Consider the following 24,388-nt stretch of genomic DNA (forward strand, 5'->3'; position numbering starts at 1 on the left):
AATAATTACCTTTTAATTATCTATTTAATTCTAATGCTGCCAAAATAAACGGACCTGTTGCCTTAGGATCATTATCTTTTTTTCTTTCATTAACGTAGTATTCATAAGAACCATCTCTGTATGGTTTCCCTCCTAATCCGGCAACGGCACAAGCGTTTGTAATTGTAATTTCTCCATTGCCATCTACTTTCATCAATTGTTTCGTTAATCCATCAAAAGCTTTATTGGCGATATCTTTATACTTTTTTGGCAAATATCCTTTGTTTGCTCCTTTTGCAAAAGCATAAGCAAACATCGAAGATCCTGATGATTCCAAATAATTTCCTTTTTTATCGCCCATATCCGTTACTTGGTACCAAAGCCCTGTTTTCTTATCTTGAAATTTCACTAAGGCTTCGGATAATTGATTTAAATACATAACCAATTCTTTTTGCTTTGGATGGTCTTTGGGAAAATAATCCAATACATCTACCAATGCCATTGCGTACCAACCCAACGAACGCGACCAAAAGTTAGGCGATGTTCCTGTTTCTGGATTTGCCCAAGGCATTTTTTTGCTTTCGTCCCAACCATGATAAAGCAAGCCTGTTTTTTTATCCAAATCATTTTTCTGAATTAATTCAAATTGTTTTGCGATATCATTAAGTTCTGCTCCTTTTTCAAATTGAGTGGTATATTGGGCATAAAATGGTTCGCCCATATACAATCCGTCCAGCCACATTTGGTCTGGGTAAATCTTTTTATGCCAGAATCCACCACTTGCAGTTCTTGGTTGTTCTTTTATTTGTTTTCTTAAAAGCTCGAGTGCTTTAAGGTATTTCTGGTCCTTTGTTGTATCGTACAAATTAAACAATAAACGTCCTGCCGTAACCATATCAATATTGTAGGTATCGAATTTATAGCTTTTAATACTACCATCTTCTTCTACCAAATCATCTACATATTTTTTTATATAATTGTAATACTTAACATCATCTGTCTTTTTATATAATTCTTCAAAAGAGGTTAATACCAAACCATGAACATAATCCCATTTTGGTTCTTTTACATCATCGATCATATAAGCTTCGGGATGGCGTTTCATGATAGATAAAGCCATTCTTTCGGACCATTTTAGGTCTTTGGATATCAAAACTGTAGTTTTTGCAGGTTCCTGAGAAATTGTCTTACAGCTCATTAAAGTCATTATGCAAACCAATGCTATTGATCCAAAATAATTTCGTTTTATATCATTTTTCATTTTAAAATAGGCTTTATGTTCTTATTTATCCAACTCTAATGCGCTCAACATAAATGCTGTCAAACCGATAGAGCTGTTGTCTTTCTTTTTTCCGTTTATGTAATATTCATTTGATCCGTCTCGAAATGGATTTCCTCCTAAACCTACATTTGGCGAAACATTTATTATATTTAATTCTCCTTTCTCATCAATCCTAACAAACTCTTTTATAAATTCATCAAATGATTTTTCGGCAATCTTTTTATACTCGGAAGGTAAATATCCTTTATTTGCTCCTTTTGTAAAAGCATATATAAACATTGCCGATCCCGATGGTTCTAGATAATTGTCTTTAAGTGCTGGTTTATCTGTAACCTGAAACCATAATCCCGACTTGTCTTTATAAACAAGTAACGCTTTTGCTAATTGATTTAAATACCCCTCCAGAACTTTTTGTTTCGGATGATTTTTTGGATAATAATCCAATACATCTACGAGAGCCATCATATACCAACCCATTCCTCGCGACCAGATTGTTGGCGATGTTCCTGTCTCTGGATTTGCCCAACCTATTTGCTTACTTTCGTCCCAGGCATGATATAATAATCCAGTTTTTTTATCGATAAAATGATTCTGTACCAACTCAAATTGTTTGGCAATATCATCTAATCCTTTGCCTTTTTCTAACTCAACCGTATATTGTGCATAAAAGGTTCTGCCATATATAATCCATCTAACCACATTTGATTGGGGTAAATTTGCTTGTGCCAAAATCCTCCGCTAGCATTTCTGGGTTGGTTTTCGATTTGATTTCTCAAAAGTACCATTGCTTTACGATAGCGTTCTTCTTTGGTTAAATCATACAAATCAAAAAGGATTTTCCCTTGATTGACATAATCGATATTGTATTCTTTTATAACATAACCTTTAATGTTTCCAGAACTATCTATCAATTCGTTTGCATATTCTGTTACATAATCCAGATACTTTGGATTTTTGGTTTTATCATATAATTTTTCAAAAGAAAGCAATGCAAATCCCATTTTGTAATCCCATTTTGGCTTTTCGGCACCATCAATCTGCCAAGCTTTTGGGTATTTGTTCATAATCGAAAGGGCCGTTTTTTCAGACCATTTTAAATCCTTAGCAATAACATATTTATTTTGTCCCATTATTAAACTACTGCTAAACAGAAGAAAAATAATTACCCAATTGGAATATTTTAATTTCATAAAAACATTTTTAAACATGCAATTCCCTTATTTTTTGCCACAGATTAATTATGGCTCTTTATTAAATTTCGATCAAATATCAATGTTATATGTAAACCTATTTTTTCTCGCAGATTAGGCAGATTATATTTTAATCGTTTTAATCCTTTAATCTATAGTATTTTTTCTTGCACGCAGATTTTAAAAAGATTTAAGCTGATCTAAGCAGATAATTATCCATAATTGATTTTTTAAAATTAAATCTGCTACAATCTGCAGAATCTGCGTGAAACAAAATTCTTTTAATCTTTAGCCATTAAACAAAAATTACATTTTGCCTTTTTTATTCAATACTTCTAATCTTTCATCAAGGTATTTTATAAATTCTTCTTTGTTTTTAATACCGTCTTTTTCTTGTTCCCAAGCACCCAAAAAGTAAAACGAAGTTGGTTTTGTGGTTGGTTTAAAAACCAATAAATAATCCAAATCTGTATCAGCTATATTTTCGATTGTGCTAGTTTCATAAAAAATTGCCATTCCAAGTTTATCAGGAACCAATGATTGTGTGCCGTAGGTTGCCAGATATGCCCACTTTTTATTTTTACTTTCTTTTTTAAGTAATTCAGCGTTTTTCTGTTTTACAATTCCAGTGCAAATTCCGCTAATTTCTTTGGAAGCTTTAATCGTATGTTTGGTATATAAATCATCTGGTTTAATTGTTAATTCCGATGTGAAATCAATTTTATCCGAAGCTGTTTTCCATCCAAAGTAATCCACTTTTACCGTAGATTCATTTACCTTATTCTGCACATACGCCAAAGTAGAATCGACTTCATAGAAATGAAGTTTTTTATTATCTAAATAACGATCTATAGATCCAATCCCGATTCCTTTACCCGCTTTTAGGATATCTGCTCCCCAATCGCTCATTATATGATACGAATCAAAACCATCTTGCCCTACTTGTGGCAAAATAATTGCCGATGTTTTTTTTCCATAAATATCAATCGCGTTTCTCCAATCCAGATACAAACGATATCCTATTCTGTTATTTTCCCAACCTGGTCCTTCGTAACGAATATCAAATGAATGATCGGTATGTTCGGGAGCTAATTTTAATTTATCTACATTTTTAAAAATAGTTCCTCCAATATACTTGCGCCCTTCCCATTTTCCATCGGTTTTTACAGACAACTCGGCATAGGTTTTGGCTGTTTTACTATCGTATTTATTTTGTGCTTTACAACTTGTAAGTCCTAAAATCAATGCTGCGGATATTGTTATTACTGTTTTCATTATATTTAATTTATTTGAAAATTTTATCTAAAAATTGTGTTGTATATTTTACTGTATCATCAAACCACGGATTAAAAAACCAAAATGAATGTGGTGATTTTTCAATTGTTTTTACGTCATTGTAAATATTATTTTGATTTAAAATGGCTATCATATCGTCTCTTCCAGCATGAAACCTATCCAAACTGCTGTCGATAAATAGTGTTGGCGGCGTGTTTTTATTGGTATGTGTTAAAGCCGAAGCATTTTGCCAGTTCTTAGGATTCTCTTCATAAGAACCATTTAACCAAAAAGCAGCCATTTCTCCTTCTTCAGATTCTGGATGTTTAAAAGCCAGGATTCCATCTATATCAATAATAGCGTGAACATTTGATGTTGATTTACTTTTGTTTTGAACATCATCAAATGCTAAATCTCCATTTGTTGTACCAATCAAAGCAGCCATCTGACCTCCCGAAGAACATCCTAAAATAGCAATTTTGTTTGGATCAACATGGAATTTTTGTGCATTATCTTTTATAAATTTAATTGCATTTTTTACATCATAAATTGCCTGAGGATATTTTGCTTCAAGCGATAATCTGTATTCTATTGTAAAACAAGAATACCCTTTTGAAGCTATTTCTTGTCCTAAAACATGCATTTGGTTTTTATTTCCCGATCTCCATCCTCCACCATGAATCATGATTACGGCTGGATTCATTTTTTGCTTTTTATAAATAAAAGCATCCAGATGCAATTCTCTTGTATTCTCTTTATAGTAAACTAAATCATAAACAGGATTAATATCTTTATTCTCTTTTGCCTTAGCAATTGTTATAAAAGGATATTTTTTAATTAATTTGGTATAAGTGCTTTGTACAGTGTACGACGTGTCGATACTATACTGACTTTGTGCATCAATAGCTATGAAAAAAAACAATAAAAAAAGCCTTATTTTTCTCATCTATAAAATATTTTTTTAGTTAAGAAAGGAGTTTGTTGCATGATCAAACTCCTTTTTAACTACTCAAAAAAACAATAATTTTAAAAAAATTATCAAAATACTAATTACTAACTTTTTCTAATATGCGGGATTTTGAGGGTAATTTTTACTTCTGTTTAAATCTAACGCAGCCTGAGGTATTGGTCTTAAAATTTTAAGGAGACCATTTTGTCCATTAAAAGCATTTGCACTAGTAACTTTAGGATTGTATAATACGGTTCTTTGCACCAATGTACCTGTACGTTTTAAGTCGAACCAACGGTGGTATTCTCCCAATAATTCTCTTCCTCTTTCGTCTAGTATTGTATTAATATCTATTGCCGTTAATACTGGTATTACTCCCGCTACTCCACCACCTGCTCTTTTTCTTACTTCGTTTAAACGATCTAAAGCTGTTGCAGAATTACCTGCTTTAAAATAAGCCTCGGCAGCAATTAAATACGTTTCCCCGAGTCTGGATATGATAAAATCACGTGTACTACTTCTATTTGTAGCAGGTGTAAATGGTGTTGTGTTAAAGTTCATACTTGTAGCGCCACTATAAGGTGCTTTGGGATCATCAAATTTTCGAACCGGAATAAGATTGTAATCACCTCCTGATGCTGCTGCCGAAGAATAAGTTCCCCAATTGTGATATCTAAAAGTAGCTGCATTGGCTTTTCTTGAAGCATTTGCGGTATTCCAAGTAGTTCTATCGTCTACTGTAAACCAACTCGGCTCATAGAAATCTGTAATTTTTAAACCCGATTTATCGGCTACATCATAATAATCATAATATCTGCTATAGATTTCATTCATGAAAGTCCCTTCCCAACGTTTGTCTCCTTTTTCATATAATGATAAAGCGTAAACTGTAGGGCAAAGTGTGTAACTTCTGTTAGGGTAAGGCGTTCCCGCAGCAGCAGCGCCTAAATAAGAGCTAAACCAATAGTTTTGTGAACTACCTAATGATGTTGTTCCTGTAGCATTTGAAGCAATTGAAAATTGAACCGAAAAGATAGTTTCGGCATTCATTTCGTTTCCTGGTTTTACTACATTATCAAAAGACACGGCTAATGCCTGACCATTAATTACCTGATCTGCCAAGGCTGCTGCTGTTGTAAAATCTGCTGGAGTCCCAAAAGTTTCATATCCTCTAGTAAGGTATACTTTTGCCAATAAATTCTGAACTGCTCTCTTATTTACTCTTCCTGTATATGCACCTGTAGCGACTGCAGGAAGTGCTTCATTAAGATCTTTTAAAATTTGAGTATATACTTCTTCTGCACTATTTCTATCAAATGAGGTAACTGCTGTATTGATGTTTTCTAATACAACTGGAACACCTCCATAAGTTTGAACCAATAAGAAATAAGCATTGGCTCTTAAAAATTTAAGTTCTCCTATTCTTGTATCTAATGTGCTTGCTTTTTCGGTAATAGTCGAATAATACAGCCCTTTATTGGCTTGTTGTATAGATGAATAACAGGTTCTGTACAATTGGTCAACCCCTGCAGATGCAGAGGATAACGTTAAATATTTGGCTAATCCTTCCGGTTCCTGATTTCTACCTTCAGAATACATGTCGGTACCTGCCTCAAACAACCAGGGATCACCTCCGTAAACATCTTTTAATGTTGCATAATTCGTATTTACTAATGATTCAAAACCTGGGGCAGTAATAAAATATTGCTCGGCCGAACCATAGGAACGATTATCTTCATCTATAAAGTCGGAACAAGAATTAAGTGTCGTTACTAGTAGTCCTATAATTACTATTATTTTTTTCATTTTTCTTAATTTAAAATTTTAAACTTAATCCCATTTGAACAGTCATTGTAGACACACGATTAACTGCAAGAGCAGCCGTTGCCCATTCTGGATCATACCCTTCATAAGGAGTAATTACAAACGGATTTAATACATTAATGTATAAACGCATGCTTTTAAGTTTCAATTTATTTAGTAATTCATCGTTTAGGCTATACCCTAAAGCTATGTTTTGAACTTTTACAAATGAAGCATTTTTATAGAACGCAACATTATTGGTATCATAATAAACTCCTGCTCCACGCGGTAATGGATTTGTATTGGAATATTGTGCCGGAAGACCAGTTCCATTTGCAGGTACATACCAATCATCCAGATCTAATTTTTGACGTCCCCTATCGGTTACATCGGCAAAATTATCGTGGAAGCCACTAAATACTGTCATTCCTTGATTTGTAATCAATGACATCGATAAATCAAATTGTTTTACTTTTAATGTTGTAGAGAAACTTCCTGACCATTTTGGATCATAATTTCCTAAAATCGCTCTATCGTTATTAGCATCAATTTTACCGTCATTATTTAAATCTTTTACTTTTGCTTCTCCCGGTTTTTGACCATAAGAAAGCGCTTTTGCGGCTTCACTTTCTTGCCATACTCCATCAAAAACATAGTTATAATAAGAATGGATATTTTCGCCAATAAATAAATTATTTCCAACATCATCTATTTGATCTTGTCCATAAATAGACACCAATTTATTTACGTTTTTGGTAAAAGTAAAACTGGTTTCCCAAGACACATTTCTAGTTTGAATATTTTTAGTCACTAAAGCAATTTCGATTCCTTTGTTACTTACAGAACCTACATTTGATGTAATCGTAGGTACTCCAATCTCTAATGGCAAAGCTTGCTGGAACAATAAATCCTTGGATAAACGATCATATACATCTACACTACCTGAGATTCTGTTTTTTGCAAATCCAAAATCTAAACCTAAGTTTACCTCTCTTGTTTTTTCCCAACCTAGTTGTGTATTTCCTAGGCTTGAAGATGTATAACCATTGGCAAGAACATTATTAAAATCATAATAAGTCGGTACTTTTAAAACGCTTAAACTGGAGTAAGGATTAACATTATCATTTCCTGTATAACCGATACTTCCTCTTAATTTAAAATTATTTACAAAAGTCAGGCTTTTCATAAATGACTCTTCATGAACATTCCACCCTAAAGCTACAGATGGGAAGGCTGTCCATTTATTTTCTTCAGACAAAACGGATGATCCATCATATCTTACTGAAGCAGTTAATAAATAACGTCCTTTGTAGGCATAATTTAAACGAGCTGCATAAGACTCTAATGTATTTTTTGAATAAGGAATAAATACACCAGAAGGAATTAAAGCAATATTACCTGAAGGAGTTAAAGAATAGGTAGCCTGTGCTCCTGAAGGAAGATTGTAAAAACCAGTCTCGAAAGGATTCTCTCTTGAAGAGGAGAAATAAGTTTCGGTAGTATTAGAATAAAAACTTTGAAGCCCTAAAAAGCTAAATACATGGGCATCTTTTATAGTGTAGTTGATATTAAACTGATTGTCCCATGTATAATTAAAATTCTGAACGTTTGTAACATCTCCAGATGTTAAGCTTTTATTTTTAAGTCCAAAGTCTGTTTGTGCACCTAAAGACCTGCCTTCTCTTCCATCCATTTTTCCAGCTGAAAAAGTTGACTTAAAAGATAACCAATTAGTCGCTTTATATTCGGCAAATACGTTACCAATTGTAGTGAATCTTTTTACCTGATCATCAGAATTGGCAATTTCCAAAAGTGGATTATAAGAACCTGTTTTATTTATTGCAAGTGTTCCATTTGGATATTTTAAAGTACCGGGTTGTTGCGCATATGTACCTATTATTTCGTTACCAGCTGCATCAATCGCCCACGGCGAAGTATATGGATTTTGTCTAAATGCTTCTTGCATTGCAGTAGCGCTTCCTAATTGTTCATCTGTCTTAGACATGGTAAGGTTTACACCAAATGAGATTTTATCATTTATTTTATGATTCAAACCTGCTTTAAAGGTATATTTATCAATACCCTCATTATCAATAACTCCTGTTTCTTTTTGCGCTCCCAAACCTATATTATAAGACAATCCATTATCGGCACGACCAGAAACTGTAAAATAATTATTTTGTGTCATTCCACCTTTAAGCACCGCATCTTGCCAATTGTAACTTTGATTATTGGCTACTCTTTGAAACAAAACCGGATTAGTCCCAGCCTGACCAACTGCCGCTGATAACTCTGATGAATCTATATCCATATAGGTTGGATTAGTAGCAGAAATAGTAGTCGCCAAAAATGCAGATTGATGGTAATACCACCATTTCTCTGGACTCATTAATTTAGGTAATCTTACCGCTTGTTTATTTCCGTAAGAACTATCAAACGTAACGGTTACGCCAGGTTTTGCATTTGTACCACTTTTGGTAGTAACAATAATAACTCCACTTCCTCCTCTTGAACCATAAATTGCTGCAGAAGAAGCATCTTTAAGAACGTCCATTCTGGCAATATCTTGTGGATTCAAAAAGTCAATATTATCTGTAGGTACTCCATCTACAACAAATAGTGGTTTCGATCCGTCTTTATTAATGGAGTTTGCTCCTCTAATAATAACATTAAAACCATCCCCTATTCGTCCAGAATTGGAGGTTACCTGAACCCCTGCAATACTTCCCTGAATTGCTTCCATAGGATTGGTAACATTTCTTTCGGTTATTTTGGCAGAAGTTAAAGTGTTTACTGCACCTGTAACATCCGATTTTTTCACTGTTCCATATCCTACTACAACAACCTCTTTAAGGGAATTTGTGTCTTCGATAAGGCTTACATTAATTTTTTTTCTTCCTGCAAGATTTATTTGTTGTGTCTGAAAACCCAAATAACTAAGTACTAAAGTTGCTTTGTCGCTTGATACATTTATTTTAAAACTGCCTTCAAAATCTGTAGAGGTTCCGTTTTTAGTTCCTTTTTCTAAGATATTTACTCCTGGCAAAGATAATCCGGCACCATCTGTAATTTTCCCTTCTATCACAGTCGACTGAGCGCTCATTGTATTGCTCAGCAGAAAATTCAGGAAAAATAAAAATACAAGATTGTATTTTATTTTTTTCTTCAATAATTGTTTAATGTTCATCGTTTGGTTTTAATGGTTTGGTTAATTGTTTAGCATTATTTATTCATACTGCCTTATCAAAATAAAAAGTATTGGTTAGGTACTTTTCCCTGAGCTACAGTGCGATAATCATTTGTTTTATAATTCTTATTAATAAAGTGAGTTTTAAAAATATTTTATAATTAATTCTATGACTTAGCCTGAAAATATTAGAAACCGATCTCCTACATACTAAAACCAACATTGCAAACACATCAAAAAAAGGAACCTTTTAAAAAATTAAACCTTTAAAATCAATAATTTACGAAATGTTATTTGGTTTTATATATAAACAACAATAAACATGTAATCGATTACACGAAAATATATAATTAGTTTGAATACGCCAAATTTATTTAGATATAAATTATATATTTAATTTATATCTATAATTAAAATTATAATAAGTGTAAAAAAACTGATAATTTGTTATCATTATAACTATCAAAAGAGACATATAAATGATTTAAAGTAATCGATAACATGTTTAGTGTTTAGTGTTTAGTCTTCAGTTGCAGTATTCGGTAGTGTTCATTTAGTATTCGATAGCAGTCTCAGTTGCAGTTTTTCCAGCAACAATTGTAATAGTAGTTTTCATTAGTAATAAAATTGCAATAGTAATTACTGAGATTACTACTCAACTGCCACTGGTACTGTAACTGAGACTGAAAGCTCGGCTCTGCAGGACATGCCATTTCATATTTTGAAGGGTATGAAAAAAGATATAAAGCAAACAACATATATAGGTATTTCATTTTACATTTTTAGCTTGAAAATTCAGTGTTTACAAAACTTATATTCCCTTAAATAACTTATATGATTTAGAAACATTTCGTTGCAAATATTAACATAAAAGCGACCGACTTAAGTTATGTAAGTTTTAAGATATTAAGAACTTTATAATTTACATATTAGCCCATATTAAAAGAGGCATGCAAAAATGCATACCTCTTTCTTTTAAACTAACTTGTATAAAAATTCTAATCTAACCAACGTGGATCTCCCACCTTTTTATCAATTAAAGTTTGATTTTTGATTGTAAAATCACCTGTTGCCGTGTTTGTAAATTGCGGATCTAATGCACTTCCTGAAGCATCTGTTTTTAGAGGCGCAGTTGGATTAGCTAAATTAAGTGTAGCTGCATTAAAATAATTATTATTCGTAAACGTAGGAGTCGAAGTTGTCGATTGGTTGGCGTACCTTGCAATTGTAGCTGCAAATATTGAATTACGAATAATTGTTGCATTAGTAGCGAAGCGAACGTAAATTATTTGATAACCACTGTTTGAAATCGTATTAGTTACTCCAAATAAAGTACAACTATCAATTAATATATTTGTCGTAAGACCAGTACCAAAGGCTGTAGTAGCGTCTTCTCTTATGAAAGCCCTAGCTGCAGCACAATTGTTAAAAGTGCTATTTGTAAGAACTATACTTGCAGCATAAGTACCTCTAAGGTCAATAAACTCACCACCAGCTCCTGTTCCAATATTAGTAACAACAGAATTATCTATAGTTATAGATTCAATCTTGGAAGCAACAGTGGTTGCAGCAACAAAAGAACGATCATAATCATGGATAGCACAGCCACTAATTAAAAGTTTACCATAAGTACCGTTATCACTATATTTTACAACATCTGATTTAGCTGAAGCTAAATCGCCTGTTAAGTCCAAATCAATCAAACTAACATTAGCTGCACCGGCAACGATAGAAAATGATGCTTTTAATTTAGGTCTTCTATCATAACCTCTTAATCCTCTAATAGTTATTGATTTCCCTAAAGTAATAGTAACAATTTGAGAAGTATAATCTCCTGGTTCTAAAACTAAAACTGAACCAGATGGTGCGTCAGCTATTTTTTGTAACAAATCATCAGTAGTTTTAACTAGAATACCATCTCCTATATCAATTCCGGTTGTAAATGTTTTATAACCTCTCTTTTTAACGCCATTAAATAAATCTGCTGTATACGATGTTTCTGCTGTAAGACCTGTTATAATTGCAACTCCGGCTTCTTTTTCTGCTGACGTAATAACGTGAGTTATAGCACCTGGATTAACAATAATTTGCGTAACATTACTATTGGCCAACCATCTTAAAGTTGCTTCTTTTACTTCTATATCTCCATCTTGACTAGCCAGGTAGATTTGCTCCGATAATGTTGTGACTTTAGTAATAGACCATTTAGAATCTTCTAACCCTGCAGCACTTACAGCTTTTATTCGTATCGAATAAACCGTTTCTCCTTCTAATTGTACTCGTATAGGCAACTCCGCTGGGGAGACCTGAACAGTTTTATAAATAGTCTTGAAGTCCGGATCATCTGCGCTGAATTCTACAACATAATGGTCTGCATCATCTCGTAGCGTCCAGTTTAATTCAACCGCTGTTTGATTTCGAACTACTGCGGTAAGTCCTATAGGAGAAAATTCTCTACTTGCGCCTATATTGTCAATCAGCCCTTCGTTATAATTCTCACAGCTTGAGACAGCAATTGTTAGTATTAACATAGCTATTAGTCCTTTTAATATATATTTTGTTTTCATAAAAACGTATAATTTATTATTAATTTCTTGTGAGGTTCTAATAGTTATAATCGTTGACCAATTTTCCATTACTACCATCAATAAATACTTGCCATATTGGCCAGAATTGTCTATTATCAGGATTGACACCTATTTTGTATAGAGAATTTATCTTGGTATCAACCAGATTGCTCCAGGCAAAAGAAGTATAATCTACACCTGGATTTGTAATTTCACCACGATTTAATCCATAGATAGTAAGACTCACATTATCATCTTTAAATTTAAAATATAAAGTACTTGGTACATCCGCATACTGCCCTGTATGTTGTTGCAAATCAAACATTTTTTGTTTGGCTTCATCTAGCTTTACTTTAAGTAAATTCCAACGAATAAGTGCTTGCTTACGTTCCATTTCTCCTGTGAATTCATATTTATTTTCGTCTACAATAGCATTAAACATATCTGCTTTGCTACTTAAAGCATTTACATAATTATCCACTTTTAGAGCTTGATCAGCAGATGCAAAAGCTCTTCTGCGTATTTCTTTCAGGTAAGGCGCAGCTGCTGCAGGTCCTTCTAATTCATTGGCAGCTTCGGCAGCAATTAATAGCACTTCGGCATAACGCATGTAAATTTTATTCACACCATCATCATTTGTAGAAGTAACATGACGAGTCATCCATTCGTAACGGTATTTTCCAAAATACCATGTATTTAATGCCCCTAACTCTTGTTTGGCAATTCCATTTACTACTGTACCATATTTATAAGGAACACAAGTAACATCTCTGCGGCTATCGGCTTGATCATAATCGTAAAAAACAAAAGGAAGTGGTCCTGCAGCTCCTCCACGATTAGCTCCATTAGAATGGAATTGATCATTTGTAGTATGACGAACTGCAAAAGTGAATAACATTCTTCCTCTACCCTCTGCAAAAGGAAGCTCCCAAAGAGATTCTCCTCCAGCAGTTGTATTTTCCTGATTATATTTTCTCCAAAATGTTTCAAATGAAGGCTCTAAATGAGCTGTTCCGCTCTGGATTACAGAACGAGCCTCGTCTAATGCTAATCTGTACATTTTTTCAACAGAAAGTTCTGTGTCGTTACTTCTTCTGACACCATCTGGATATTGTTGAAATCCGCTCGCAGCCAAAGCCAAACGAGCACGAAATCCTTTTACAAAAGCTTTATTAATTCTCTCTACACTACTGGTAGCTGGGATTTCATTTGGCCACGCAACCAATGTAGAAGCTTCTGCTAAATCTGCAATAAGTTGCTTATAAATCACATCACGACTCGTTTTTGCTAAATAAATCGTTTCTGTATTAACAGGTTCAAAACGAGCTGGAACATCGCCCCAAGCCTTAATTAAATCCGCATAATAGATTGTTCTTAATGTTAAAGCCTCTCCTAATAAATACCCAAGCTCTGTTCCTGGTTTTGGATTACCATATAAACGCAATCCTCTAATACAGATATTTGCGCGCTCAATACCTGCATACATCATTGCCCATGCATTAGTAGTATTGTTCATTTGGCTATTATTCGGCTTAGTATCATAAACACATAAATCCGAATTATCCCCTACAGTCTGCGAAGAATTATACCACTCTACATCTGTATTCAATCCGTAAAAAGGAAGAAAACGCCCTCTATAGGAGTTAGTTTCTGCAAATGGTATTTTTATTCCATCCACAGCTCCTTTGGCTAATCCTGCTGTTGAAAAAATTTCTGATTCGCCTAATGTTGATTTTGCAGGAGCGTCCAGATAATCATCTGAAAACTCATGACATGAAGCAAAAAGACTTGCTATCACTATTCCTGCTAATATTATTTTATATTTCATCTTATGAGAATTATTAATTAAAAACTAAGGTTTAAACCAAAAACAAACTGTCTGCTACGTGGATATGCTGAATAATCCACACCTGGAGTTAGAGGCGTATTTCTTCTTGTTGAAACCTCAGGATCTGGCCCTGAATAATTAGTAAGAATAAAAACATTTGTCGCCGTAAGATAAAATCTTAATTTAGAAATACCCATTGCAGATGTCAATGAATTTGGGGATGTATACCCTAATGTAAGCGTATTAAGCCTTAAAAAAGAACCGTCTTCAACTGCCCAATCACTAAAAACATAGCGACTCATGTATGGTGACCACATTGTTGTATTAGCATTAAGTGCAGTTAATGCAGCTGGATCTGTTACTAGTTGTCCCGAAGCAGGATCTAGATTTGTCCATCTTGTACCATCGGCCATCTCTGTACCTAAATTTCTGTACTGTCCGTTTGGTGTTGATGTGTTAAATTCAATCTTATTGGCATTATAAACATCATTTCCAATGCTCCAGTTAAATGCCGCCGAAAGATCAAATCCATAAGCATTGGCATTAATTACCATACCTCCAGTATTTTTTGGATTGGCATTTCCAATAACCGTAAGATCATTTGCATTTACAACGCCATCACCATTAACATCTTCTAATTTCATAGAACCTGGAGTTATTGGCCCTACAATTGTTGAGCTGCTAGGTACCCCTGCTTTCAAAGTGTAAGTCGTTCCGTTATAATCAAAGTCTGATACTTCATAACGACCAGCACTCTTGTATCCATACATTATACCAATTGGCTGACCTACATTAACTGCATAATCATTCCCAATTGCTGTTGATGCCCAATTAGTAGCATCCCCAAAATTATTCATAACTCCTAGAGAATTAATACGGTTTTTGTTTATCCCCATATTAAATGCAAAGCTTAAACCGTATTTTGGTCTTTCTATTGCTACTATATTTATTGTAGTTTCAATCCCAGTGTTTTGAGTTTCACCCATGTTTCTATATTGGTGCTCATATCCTGTTCCTGGTACAGGGAATTTTATTAAAAGATCTTGTGTTATATTCTTATACACCTCTACAGAACCATTTATACGTCCTTTGAAAAAATCAAAGTCTAATCCTAAATTTTGTGTTATTGTAGTTTCCCATTTTAAATTAGGGTTAGCCAATATTTTAGATGGTGCCCAATAATTACTAACACCATTTATCCAAGTAGAATTAGTTGACTCAAAACTTTGAACTGTTTGCCCTGTTGGAATATTATTATTTCCTGCCTGACCATAACTTAATCTAAGTTTAAGTAAACTCAACCAAGATGAATTTTTCAAGAAACTCTCTTCAGAAATTTTCCATGCTATTGCACCTGCTGGAAAATATCCCCAACGATTATCACCTAAGAACTTACTTGAGCCATCGGCACGAAAAGTAGCTGTAAAAAGATACCGATCTTTAAAATCATAATTCACACGTCCAAAAAAGGAAAGTAATTTATCATCCGGGCTGTAATAATTATTTACCGATTGTGGTTTTCCTTGAGTAGTAAGAATCTTAGATTGCTCAAAATCAAAAAACTTTGGCAAACCATGAATTGCAGTAGTCACTTCATTTGTACGATAATTTATCATCTCTTCACCTGCAAGAAGCTTTAAATTATGATTTACACCGATTAACTTTTTAAAATCATAATTAAGAGTATTAGCATTTCTAAATCTTACATCTTTACGATCACCAATCGTTATTGCTGGCATACCTTGATTCTCGGCAGCAGGGTTATTATTAGAATAATAAGTAGTGCGTCCGTAAAAACGATAATCTAAATAATTATAATTATCCAATCCTATATCCGACTTAAATTGAAGGTTGTCTATTAATTTCCATGAAAAACTACCTAACATATTATAGTTTTTTCTAATTTGTTGACGATTATTATCAGATAGAGATACGAAAGGATTTACCAAGTAACTCGAAACCGCTTCATCTGTATCATCTGTTGTTAAACCTGGTAATGGAATTGGTGAGTAACCCACACTATGACGCAAACGTGCATCTGCAGAGGATACTTCTTTTTGCTCATTAAGTCCACCTCCATTAATTTCCGTGTTAGAATAACGCATTGTAAAGGCAAGGTCAATTTTATCGCTGGCTTTGTTTTTTAATGCAAACGATAAGTTATTTCTTTTGTAATCAGAACCTAACATAATCGCTTTTTCATCATAATGGGCGTAATTAAAATTATAATTAATTTTATCCGAACCACCACGTATTCCTAAATCACGACTTTGTACTTCTCCTGTACGACCATAAATTTGTTTCTGCCAATTATTTCCTTTTACCCCTTTATACAAGTCATAATCTTTCCATGAACCAAAATATTTCTCATATGAATTTACATCTTTTGCAAGCAAAGCATATTCATATTGCCATTTTACAAAATCTTCCGGTTCAAGAACATCAATTTCCTTTGCCATCTTTTTCATACCATAGAACATATTATAGCTTACTGCTATTTTTCCGTTTTTACCTGTTTTAGTCGTAACAATAATAACTCCATTAGCCCCTCTGGAACCATAAATAGCAGTAGATGAAGCATCTTTTAATACTGTAAGAGTTTCAATATCCGAAGGAGAAATATCACTAATACTGTTAACTGGAAATCCATCGACTATTATTAATGGAGAACTATCTTGTGTTAAAGATCCTCCACCACGAATTCTAATTTTAATATCTGAATCTGGAGACCCTTCCGATGATGTTACCTGTACCCCTGCCAAACGTCCTGTTAAGGCTTCGGCAACATTAGCAATAGGAGTTTTTCTTAAATCATTACCCGATAAAGTAGAAACAGCGCCTGTTAAATCAGATTTCTTTACAGTTCCGTACCCTACAACGACAACTTCGTTTAATGCATTAGAATCTTCACTTAATATAATATCTATTTTATTTTTCCCTGTAAGAGGTACTTCTTTCGTTTTAAATCCTATAAAAGAAAAAGTCAACACAGCTTTAGGATTTGAAAGCTTAATTTTATAACGTCCATCAAAATCGGTAGAAACCCCATTCTTTGTACCTTTTTCTAATACATTTACACCCGGCAAGGTTAAACCTGCGGCATCTTTAACGGTACCTTCTATTGATACATTCTGAGCAATTATCTGATTGCTTACAAGAAATACCAGAAAAAAGGTCCAGACAAAATAACTTTTTGCCCTTTTTTTTAATAAATGGTTATTGTTCATAAATTTGGTTTTAATAGTTAAGGTTTATTTGTTTATTGGTTGGTTATTTTATGTTTTTCATCTTAGTACCATTGATATAGGTATTATTAAACTTTACATTCTTTACATTTTTAAGCGAATATGGCGCTCCTACTTTCTCGATTGTAACATTAGTAAACGTTATGTTTTCTATAGGAGATTGCTCGTATCCATCGGCTAGAATTCCAAACTTTCCTCCATCTTTTACTTTAATATTCTCAAGATTTATATTTCGTATTGCAGGCATAAAGTTTCCTATCTGGCTACCATAGATATCATAAAACATTGTTACTCTCAAAACACATTCGCTTACAGTTCCTACTTCTAGATTTCTTACATATACATTCTCTGTAAGTCCACCACGTTTCGAATTGGTTTTTATTCTAATAGCTCTGTCTAGATTAGGACTATCCATGATACAATTCTCAACAAAAACATTGCTTACACCCGCAGATATTTCACTTCCCATTACGACACCTCCATGACCGTCGATCATTTTACAGTTTTGAACAATGATATTTTTACTAGGAATCCCTACTCTTCTTCCGTCTCCGTCTCTACCCGATTTTATAGCAATACAATCATCGCCAGTATTAAAGGTGCAGTTTCTAATAATTACATTTTGAGAATATTCCGGATCGCAACCGTCATTATTAGGGCCATGACTTATTATAGTTACGCCATCAACAATTACATCTCTGGATTTCATTGGATGAATAACCCATGAAGGCACATCTATAATTTTTACATCTTTTACTAAAACAGTATTACATTCGAAAAATTCCATGAAATTGGGGCGTATATAATGTCCTTCTCCAAAAACTCTTTCGGCTACAGGCGTGCCTATTTCCCCCATTTCTACCAATGTCGGACGATTAAGTGGATCGTTCTGACTTGGCATTCCTTTTTCCCATCCATATCCTTTTCCTGCCCAAGTCCACCAGTTTTTTATACCCGACTGACCATTAAGTGTTCCTTTTCCAGTTACAGCAACATTTGTTTTTTTGTAAGCATATATAAAAGGAGAATAATTCATCGCTTCTGTACCTTCAAATGAAGTATGAACTATCGGATAATCTTTAGAATTTGTGCTAAACAAAATCTCGGCATTATCTTCCAGATGCAAATTCACATTACTATCTAAATGTATTGCTCCGGTTAAGTATTTTCCATTTGGCACAACTACTTTTCCTCCACCATTTACAACACAAGCTTCAATTGCTTTTTTAAACGCAAGAGTATTATCTGTTACTCCATCTGCAACTGCTCCAAACTCATTTATGTTAAAATTTTTATCAGGGAATTTTGTCGTAGGAATTTTTTGAATTATCTCTTCCATTTCCTTCCAAGGATTCTTTTGAGCATGTAATTTTGAAGACGAAATACACGATAAAAATAAAGCTATAATTACTAGATAAATGTATTTAGTATTCACTGGTGTTGATTTATTTATAAGCATTGAGATGAGATTTTTAAAATTTATTTGGTAACAATTAAATAATTAATGTAATCGATTACACGAAAATATATAATTACTTTGAATGCGCCAAATATATTTAGATAAAAAATGTATATTTAATTTTTAATCACAAATAAAATTATACTTAGTGTAAAAAAATACATAATTTATTATTATAATATTTATTTAAAAGCCTTAATAAAGAAATAAGGTAATCGATAACAACTACTACTGATAATGATAAAAAAATTCTTATTTTTGTAACGCATCAATAAAAACTACTACTGCATGAGCGAAAAAATAACTATTTATGATATTGCTGAAAAACTAAATATCACTGCTGCTACAGTATCTAGAGCATTAAATAATAATCCTAAGATTAAAGAAAGTACGCGAAAGTTAGTTATGGAAACTGCTGCTTCGATGAACTACAAGCAAAATAGACTTGCTCTGGCGCTACAAAGCGGAAGAAGTAATAATATAGGTGTTATAGTCCCTCGTATAGATAGTAACTTTTTTGCTTCGGTAATTCGAGGAATCGAAGAAGAATTACATCCTCATGGTTTCCAAGTTATTATTTGCCAAACCCATGAGAATCCAAAGAGAGAAAATGAAAACTTACATACTTTACTTGATGCACAAGTAGATGGTATTTTAATGTCGGTTACAGATGTTACCGATGAAAATGATGCCGCCTTTAGAAATATTGTAAATAATAACGTTCCATTAATATTTTTTGATAGAAAAAAAGACATCAACGGAGTTAGCTCTGTAACTATCGATGACTTTAAAGGTGGGTATATGGTAACTAAACATCTAATTGATCAAGGGTGTAAATGTATTGCCCATTTTTCCGGAGATCTATCACTGGAAATTTTCAAAAACAGGCTTCTTGGTTACAAGCATGCCTTATTAGATAGCGGAATGACATTTGATGAAAAATATGTTATCCAATCCAAAAGTAGTGTGGATGCAGGGAAAGAAGCTGTAGAAACTTTAATGCAGTATGATATTCCGCCAGATGCAATCTTTTCTTCGAGTGATTTTGCTGCTTTGGGTGCTATTCAGGAATTAAGAGCCCGAGATATTAATATTCCAGCCGATTTTTGTGTTGCTGGTTTTAGTAACGAACCCTTTACTAAATTCATGGAATTATCTATAACTTCTGTAGATCAATCTCCACTAGAAATGGGAAAAATGTCGGCTCGTGTTTTCTTAGAACAAATGGAGAAAACAGATAAAATCATGATAGAAAAAAAGGTAGTCCTGAAGCCTGAATTACACATTCGTAAATCATCTGCAAGAACTACTCATTAATGTTTTTTTCTTTTACCATTAAGGGATTAAGAAAAGTTAAGACTTATTCTTACGAGACTTGATTTTTCTTAATACCTTAATGGTTCAAAAACTATGCTCACGGAAACCCTTCGTTCCTCAGAGTGACAAGATTGGATGAGAATTAAACAAAAAAAGACCATCATTTCTGATAGTCTTTTACTTAACTTTTCTTAATCCCTTAATGGTTCAAATCTTCGCGCTCTTTGCGTAAATCTTTGCAAACTTTGCGGTTAAATTTTTAGCCACGAACCAATTCTAAAGTGAAACACCACGTTTCCAAGGAATAAAATCGTTTTGATTTAAAATCGCAGCTTTAGTTTTTATCTTCCCGCTTGCTACATTTATTATAAACTCTAGCATTTCATCACCCATTTCTTCAATAGTTTTTTCTCCTGTGATGATTCCGCCAGTATCAATATCGATGATATCTGACATTTTTGCAGCCAACTCAGAGTTTGATGAAATTTTTACAACTGGTGCAATTGGGTTTCCTGTTGGTGTTCCTAGACCTGTTGTAAACAAAACCATATTTGCGCCTGAACCAACCATTGCCGTAGTACATTCTACATCATTTCCTGGAGTACAGAGCAAGTTTAAACCTGGTTTTGTGATGTATTCTCCGTAATCCGAAACACCTACAATTGGAGAAGTCCCTCCTTTTTTGGCAGCACCAGCCGATTTCATGGCATCGGTAATTAAACCGTCTTTTATATTTCCTGGTGATGGGTTCATATCAAATCCTGAACCTGCATCGACAACAGTTTTCTCGTACCATTTCATCAATTCCAAGAAACGTTTTCCGCTCTCATCTTCTACGCAACGATTAACTAACTCCTGCTCTACTCCACATAATTCTGGAAATTCCGAAAGAATTGTAGTTCCTCCTAAAGCAGCCAATAAATCAGATGTTATACCAAGTGTTGGGTTAGCCGAAATCCCTGAGAATCCATCAGATCCACCACATTCTAATCCAATTGTTAATTTAGACAAAGGAGCTGGAGTACGTTGTAATTCATTCGCTTTTTTAATCGCTTCAAATGTGTCTTTCACAACACTACTAAGCATTGCTTCGATAGTTCCTATTTGTTGCTGATCGTAAATTAAAACTGGCTTTGTACTATTAGGATTTATCTCGTCTAAAGCATCTTTGAAAATCTGAATCTGCAAGTTCTGACAACCCAGACTCAATACTGTTGCTCCTGCCACGTTAGGATTATTTACATAACCAGCCAACAATTTGGCCAAGCTATGCGAATCCTGACGAATACCACCACATCCGCCTTGATGTGTGATAAATTTTACTTCGATATTATTGAATAAATTAGAATCATTAGAAGCGGCTTCATTACTCGCGCCACCACTTTCAGACTTTACCAAAGAGCGCAATAACAACTGATAATCATTCTCTTTAGGCTTCATTAATTCCTTCTCGAAAATATCTTTTAATATTTCGATATTTCTGTTTTCGCAAAAAACCAATGGAAAAAACAACCAAACATTTTCAGTTCCTACTTGTCCATCTTCTCTATGATATCCATCAAAAGTTCTGTCTTTCCATTTATCGATATTAGGAACAGTCCATCCAATCGATTCTGTTTTTTCGAATACTTTAGCACTTTCATGTTTCACATTACTTATGGTTAGTACATCGCCTTTTACAATAGTCTGACTTGCTCTTCCAACCAAAACACCGTACATAATAATTTTTTCGCCCGACGCAAAATCAGACAAAGCAATTTTATGCTTCGATTTGGTATCGGAAACTATAGCAATAGTTTCTCCCTCAAACTGAATAGTTTCTCCAGCAACTAGATTTACTAACGCTACCGCTACATTATCAGTAGGATTAACTTTTATTAATTTTTTTTGCATCGTAAAAATGTATGAGGTTGTTATTTTAATTTCTTTGCATAATTGATAAAACCTTGCTCAATTCCGTTTAATTCAATCTCAGATAAAGCAATTGCAAGCGCATCTTGTAATGATTTAATCGATGTTAAATCTTCATCCCAAAAACTCTTATTTTGTAATACTAGGGTTGCAATTTTATAATAATCATCAGATTTCCATATTTCACTAAATGTACTTACAATATCATCACTATCATTAATTGGTAAAGTTTGGTTTTGCCAAGTGCCTTTATAAAAACGAATCAAACAAGCAAAAGCAAACGTTAAATGAATTGGAAGCTTGTTGTGAATTGCAACATATTCGACTAAACTTGGCAAAACACGAACTTTAAATTTCGAAATAGAGTTCAATGCAATACTAGATAATAAATGCTTGATAAATGGGTTTCTAAAACGATCCAATACTTCATCAGAGAAGCTTATTAATTCGTCCTTATCCATGTTTAATGTTTCGTTTATTTCATCAAAAACGGCTTTATTTACAAAAGCTCCAGTAAACGGATTGTCAACTGTTTCTTTTACCGTTTCATTTCCATAAAGGATAGAAAACGGAACCATTGCGGTATGTGCACCATTTAAAATTCGAACTTTTCGAGTTCTGTATGGTTGCATATCAGCTACAATCTTTACATCGAGATTGGTTTTCTCAAACGGAAGTTTTGCTTTCAATTTATCATCCCCTTCAATAACCCATAAAAAGAATGTTTCAGCACTTACAATCAAATTATCGGAGTAATCCAACTGACTATTATATTCTTCGATTTGATCTTTTGGATAACCCGGAACAATACGATCTACCAGTGTATTATGAAAAGTACAATGATTTAAAAGCCATAAAGTAAAATCTACTTCCAGACTCCAATCGGCACAATATTTTAATATAATTTCTTTTAAAGTATCCGAGTTATAATTGATTAATTCACAAGGAATAATCGTTAACCCTTTAGATTTATCGCCATTAAAATGCTTGAATCTTTCATGTAAAAGCACCGTTAATTTAGCCGGAAATGATACTGGTGGTTGCATTGTTGGTTTATCACTAGCGATATACTCTATACCTGCTTCGGTAGTATTAGAAATGATAAAAGCTAATTCTTCTTCTTTGGCCAAAGCCAAAAACTCATTAAAAGAAGCATAAGGATCTATTGCTTTTACGATATTGGTAATCAATTCTTTTTCCTGAATTTCTTCTCCTTTTTTTATCCCTTTCATGAATAATGTGTACAAGCCGTCTTGATCATTAATCATATTTACCAAACCTTTGTCGATAGGTTGTACAACAGCAATTCCTGCATTAAAATTGGCATCTTGATTCAGTTTCTGAAAAGCAAATTCTACAAATGCTCTCAAAAAATTCCCTTCTCCAAATTGAACAATTTTTATTGGAAGTCTATCGGATAATCCTATATTTTCTCTATTTAGTTTTTTCATTATTATAACTTAAAGTGTTGTAATTCTATATTATTATCCTAACAGGTTTTAAAAACCTGTTAGGTATTATGCTATTAATTATCATACCTATAAGGTTATAAAAACCTTACAGGAACGATTACTTTCAGTTGTAAAAGAAACATTATGCCTGTTACAAACAAAACTTGTTGTGAGGACTGGCAGGTTTTATTCTACAAGAATAATGTTCTATTACAACTTAAAAATCAAAAAAACATTTAAAAACAATCTTTAGGAATCGCTATTCCGTATTTTATTTTCTAATTTTTTTTATAATCTCAAGTACTTCGCTGACTTTGTTTTTTAGTCCTTCAAAATCATTCTTATCTAATATTTCTTTTGATATTAATTGCGAACCAAGTCCAACGCAAGTAGCCCCTGCATTTAACCAGGATGACAAACTTTCTTCGGTTGGAAAAACTCCGCCCGTAGGCATAATACTCGTCCAGGGCGATGGTCCTTTTATTCCTTTTATAAATTCTGGTCCATAGGTATCTGCAGGAAATAATTTTACGATTTCGCAGCCTAATTCTTCGGCTCTGGCAATCTCAGTAAGTGTGCCGCAACCTGGTGACCATAATACTTTACGACGATTACAAGCTATTGCAATATCTTCTCTAAGTACTGGTGTTACAATAAAATTTGCTCCCAATTGCATGTATAACGAAGCTGCTGCAGCATCGGTTACTGATCCTACACCCAGAATCATTCCGGGCAATTCAGCCAAAGCGTATTTATTTAAAGCACCAAATACTTCAAAAGCAAAATCGCCTCGGCTTGTAAATTCCATTAATCGAGAACCTCCATCGTAACAGGCTTTTAATACTTTCTTACTTAGCTCTATATCCGAATGAAAAAACAGCGGAATCATACCGTTTTCTTTCATCGTTGTTGCTACTTCTATTCTTGAATATTTTGCCATTTTTA

The 24,388-nt window shown here is 33.6% G+C and carries 13 protein-coding genes and 1 pseudogene; 1 reads left to right on the forward strand and 13 read right to left on the reverse strand.

Features of this window, described 5'->3' with window-relative positions:
• Positions 1–16: 16 nt before the first annotated feature.
• The 10 genes and pseudogenes from OIU83_RS05470 to OIU83_RS05520 all read right to left on the reverse strand — a co-directional run bounded on the left by OIU83_RS05470 (position 17) and on the right by OIU83_RS05520 (position 18,764).
• Positions 17–1,240 carry a glycoside hydrolase family 88/105 protein gene (locus tag OIU83_RS05470; protein ID WP_264205263.1) on the reverse strand — a complete coding sequence of 408 codons (1,224 nt, stop codon included), beginning with the start codon at positions 1,238–1,240 and terminating at the stop codon, positions 17–19.
• Between the two features lie 21 nt (positions 1,241–1,261).
• A pseudogene (locus tag OIU83_RS23605) lies at positions 1,262–2,469 on the reverse strand (glycoside hydrolase family 88/105 protein).
• 288 nt (positions 2,470–2,757) lie between these two features.
• Entirely contained in the window at positions 2,758–3,726 is a 969-nt protein-coding gene (locus OIU83_RS05485) for a DUF4861 domain-containing protein (protein ID WP_264205266.1), read from the reverse strand.
• A 10-nt stretch (positions 3,727–3,736) separates the two neighbouring features.
• The gene (locus OIU83_RS05490) at positions 3,737–4,672 is read right to left on the reverse strand and encodes an alpha/beta hydrolase (RefSeq protein WP_264205267.1); all 936 of its coding nucleotides are present in this window, start codon (positions 4,670–4,672) and stop codon (positions 3,737–3,739) included.
• A 117-nt stretch (positions 4,673–4,789) separates the two neighbouring features.
• Positions 4,790–6,481, reverse strand: a complete 1,692-nt coding sequence (locus OIU83_RS05495; protein WP_264205268.1) for a RagB/SusD family nutrient uptake outer membrane protein — start codon at positions 6,479–6,481, stop codon at positions 4,790–4,792.
• Positions 6,482–6,491: 10 nt separating this feature from the next.
• Positions 6,492–9,665 (reverse strand): SusC/RagA family TonB-linked outer membrane protein, encoded by a 3,174-nt coding sequence (locus OIU83_RS05500; RefSeq protein ID WP_264205269.1) that lies wholly within the window; start codon positions 9,663–9,665, stop codon positions 6,492–6,494.
• Between the two features lie 998 nt (positions 9,666–10,663).
• Positions 10,664–12,232, reverse strand: a complete 1,569-nt coding sequence (locus OIU83_RS05505) for a DUF5123 domain-containing protein (RefSeq protein WP_264205270.1) — start codon at positions 12,230–12,232, stop codon at positions 10,664–10,666.
• Between the two features lie 37 nt (positions 12,233–12,269).
• Positions 12,270–14,060, reverse strand: coding sequence for a RagB/SusD family nutrient uptake outer membrane protein (locus OIU83_RS05510; RefSeq protein WP_264205271.1), 1,791 nt, complete (start codon positions 14,058–14,060; stop codon positions 12,270–12,272).
• A 17-nt stretch (positions 14,061–14,077) separates the two neighbouring features.
• Entirely contained in the window at positions 14,078–17,287 is a 3,210-nt protein-coding gene (locus OIU83_RS05515; protein WP_264205272.1) for a SusC/RagA family TonB-linked outer membrane protein, read from the reverse strand.
• A 43-nt stretch (positions 17,288–17,330) separates the two neighbouring features.
• Positions 17,331–18,764: a glycoside hydrolase family 28 protein gene (locus OIU83_RS05520; RefSeq protein WP_264205273.1), complete on the reverse strand. Its 1,434-nt coding sequence runs from the start codon at positions 18,762–18,764 to the stop codon at positions 17,331–17,333.
• Positions 18,765–19,052: 288 nt separating this feature from the next.
• On the opposite strand from OIU83_RS05520, the gene OIU83_RS05525 reads away from it, so the two are divergent.
• Positions 19,053–20,081 (forward strand): LacI family DNA-binding transcriptional regulator, encoded by a 1,029-nt coding sequence (locus tag OIU83_RS05525; protein ID WP_264205274.1) that lies wholly within the window; start codon positions 19,053–19,055, stop codon positions 20,079–20,081.
• Between the two features lie 276 nt (positions 20,082–20,357).
• On the opposite strand, the gene OIU83_RS05530 is transcribed toward OIU83_RS05525, so the two are convergent.
• The 3 genes from OIU83_RS05530 to OIU83_RS05540 all read right to left on the reverse strand — a co-directional run bounded on the left by OIU83_RS05530 (position 20,358) and on the right by OIU83_RS05540 (position 24,383).
• Positions 20,358–21,974, reverse strand: coding sequence for a UxaA family hydrolase (locus tag OIU83_RS05530; protein ID WP_264205275.1), 1,617 nt, complete (start codon positions 21,972–21,974; stop codon positions 20,358–20,360).
• Between the two features lie 20 nt (positions 21,975–21,994).
• Positions 21,995–23,443 carry a tagaturonate reductase gene (locus tag OIU83_RS05535; RefSeq protein WP_264205276.1) on the reverse strand — a complete coding sequence of 483 codons (1,449 nt, stop codon included), beginning with the start codon at positions 23,441–23,443 and terminating at the stop codon, positions 21,995–21,997.
• Between the two features lie 271 nt (positions 23,444–23,714).
• A complete protein-coding gene (locus OIU83_RS05540) occupies positions 23,715–24,383 on the reverse strand; it encodes a bifunctional 4-hydroxy-2-oxoglutarate aldolase/2-dehydro-3-deoxy-phosphogluconate aldolase (RefSeq protein WP_035628393.1) in 669 nt (222 codons plus the stop codon).
• Positions 24,384–24,388: the final 5 nt, after the last annotated feature.

Origin of the sequence: Flavobacterium shii, assembly GCF_025847235.1 — a bacterium.
GTDB lineage: Bacteria > Bacteroidota > Bacteroidia > Flavobacteriales > Flavobacteriaceae > Flavobacterium > Flavobacterium shii.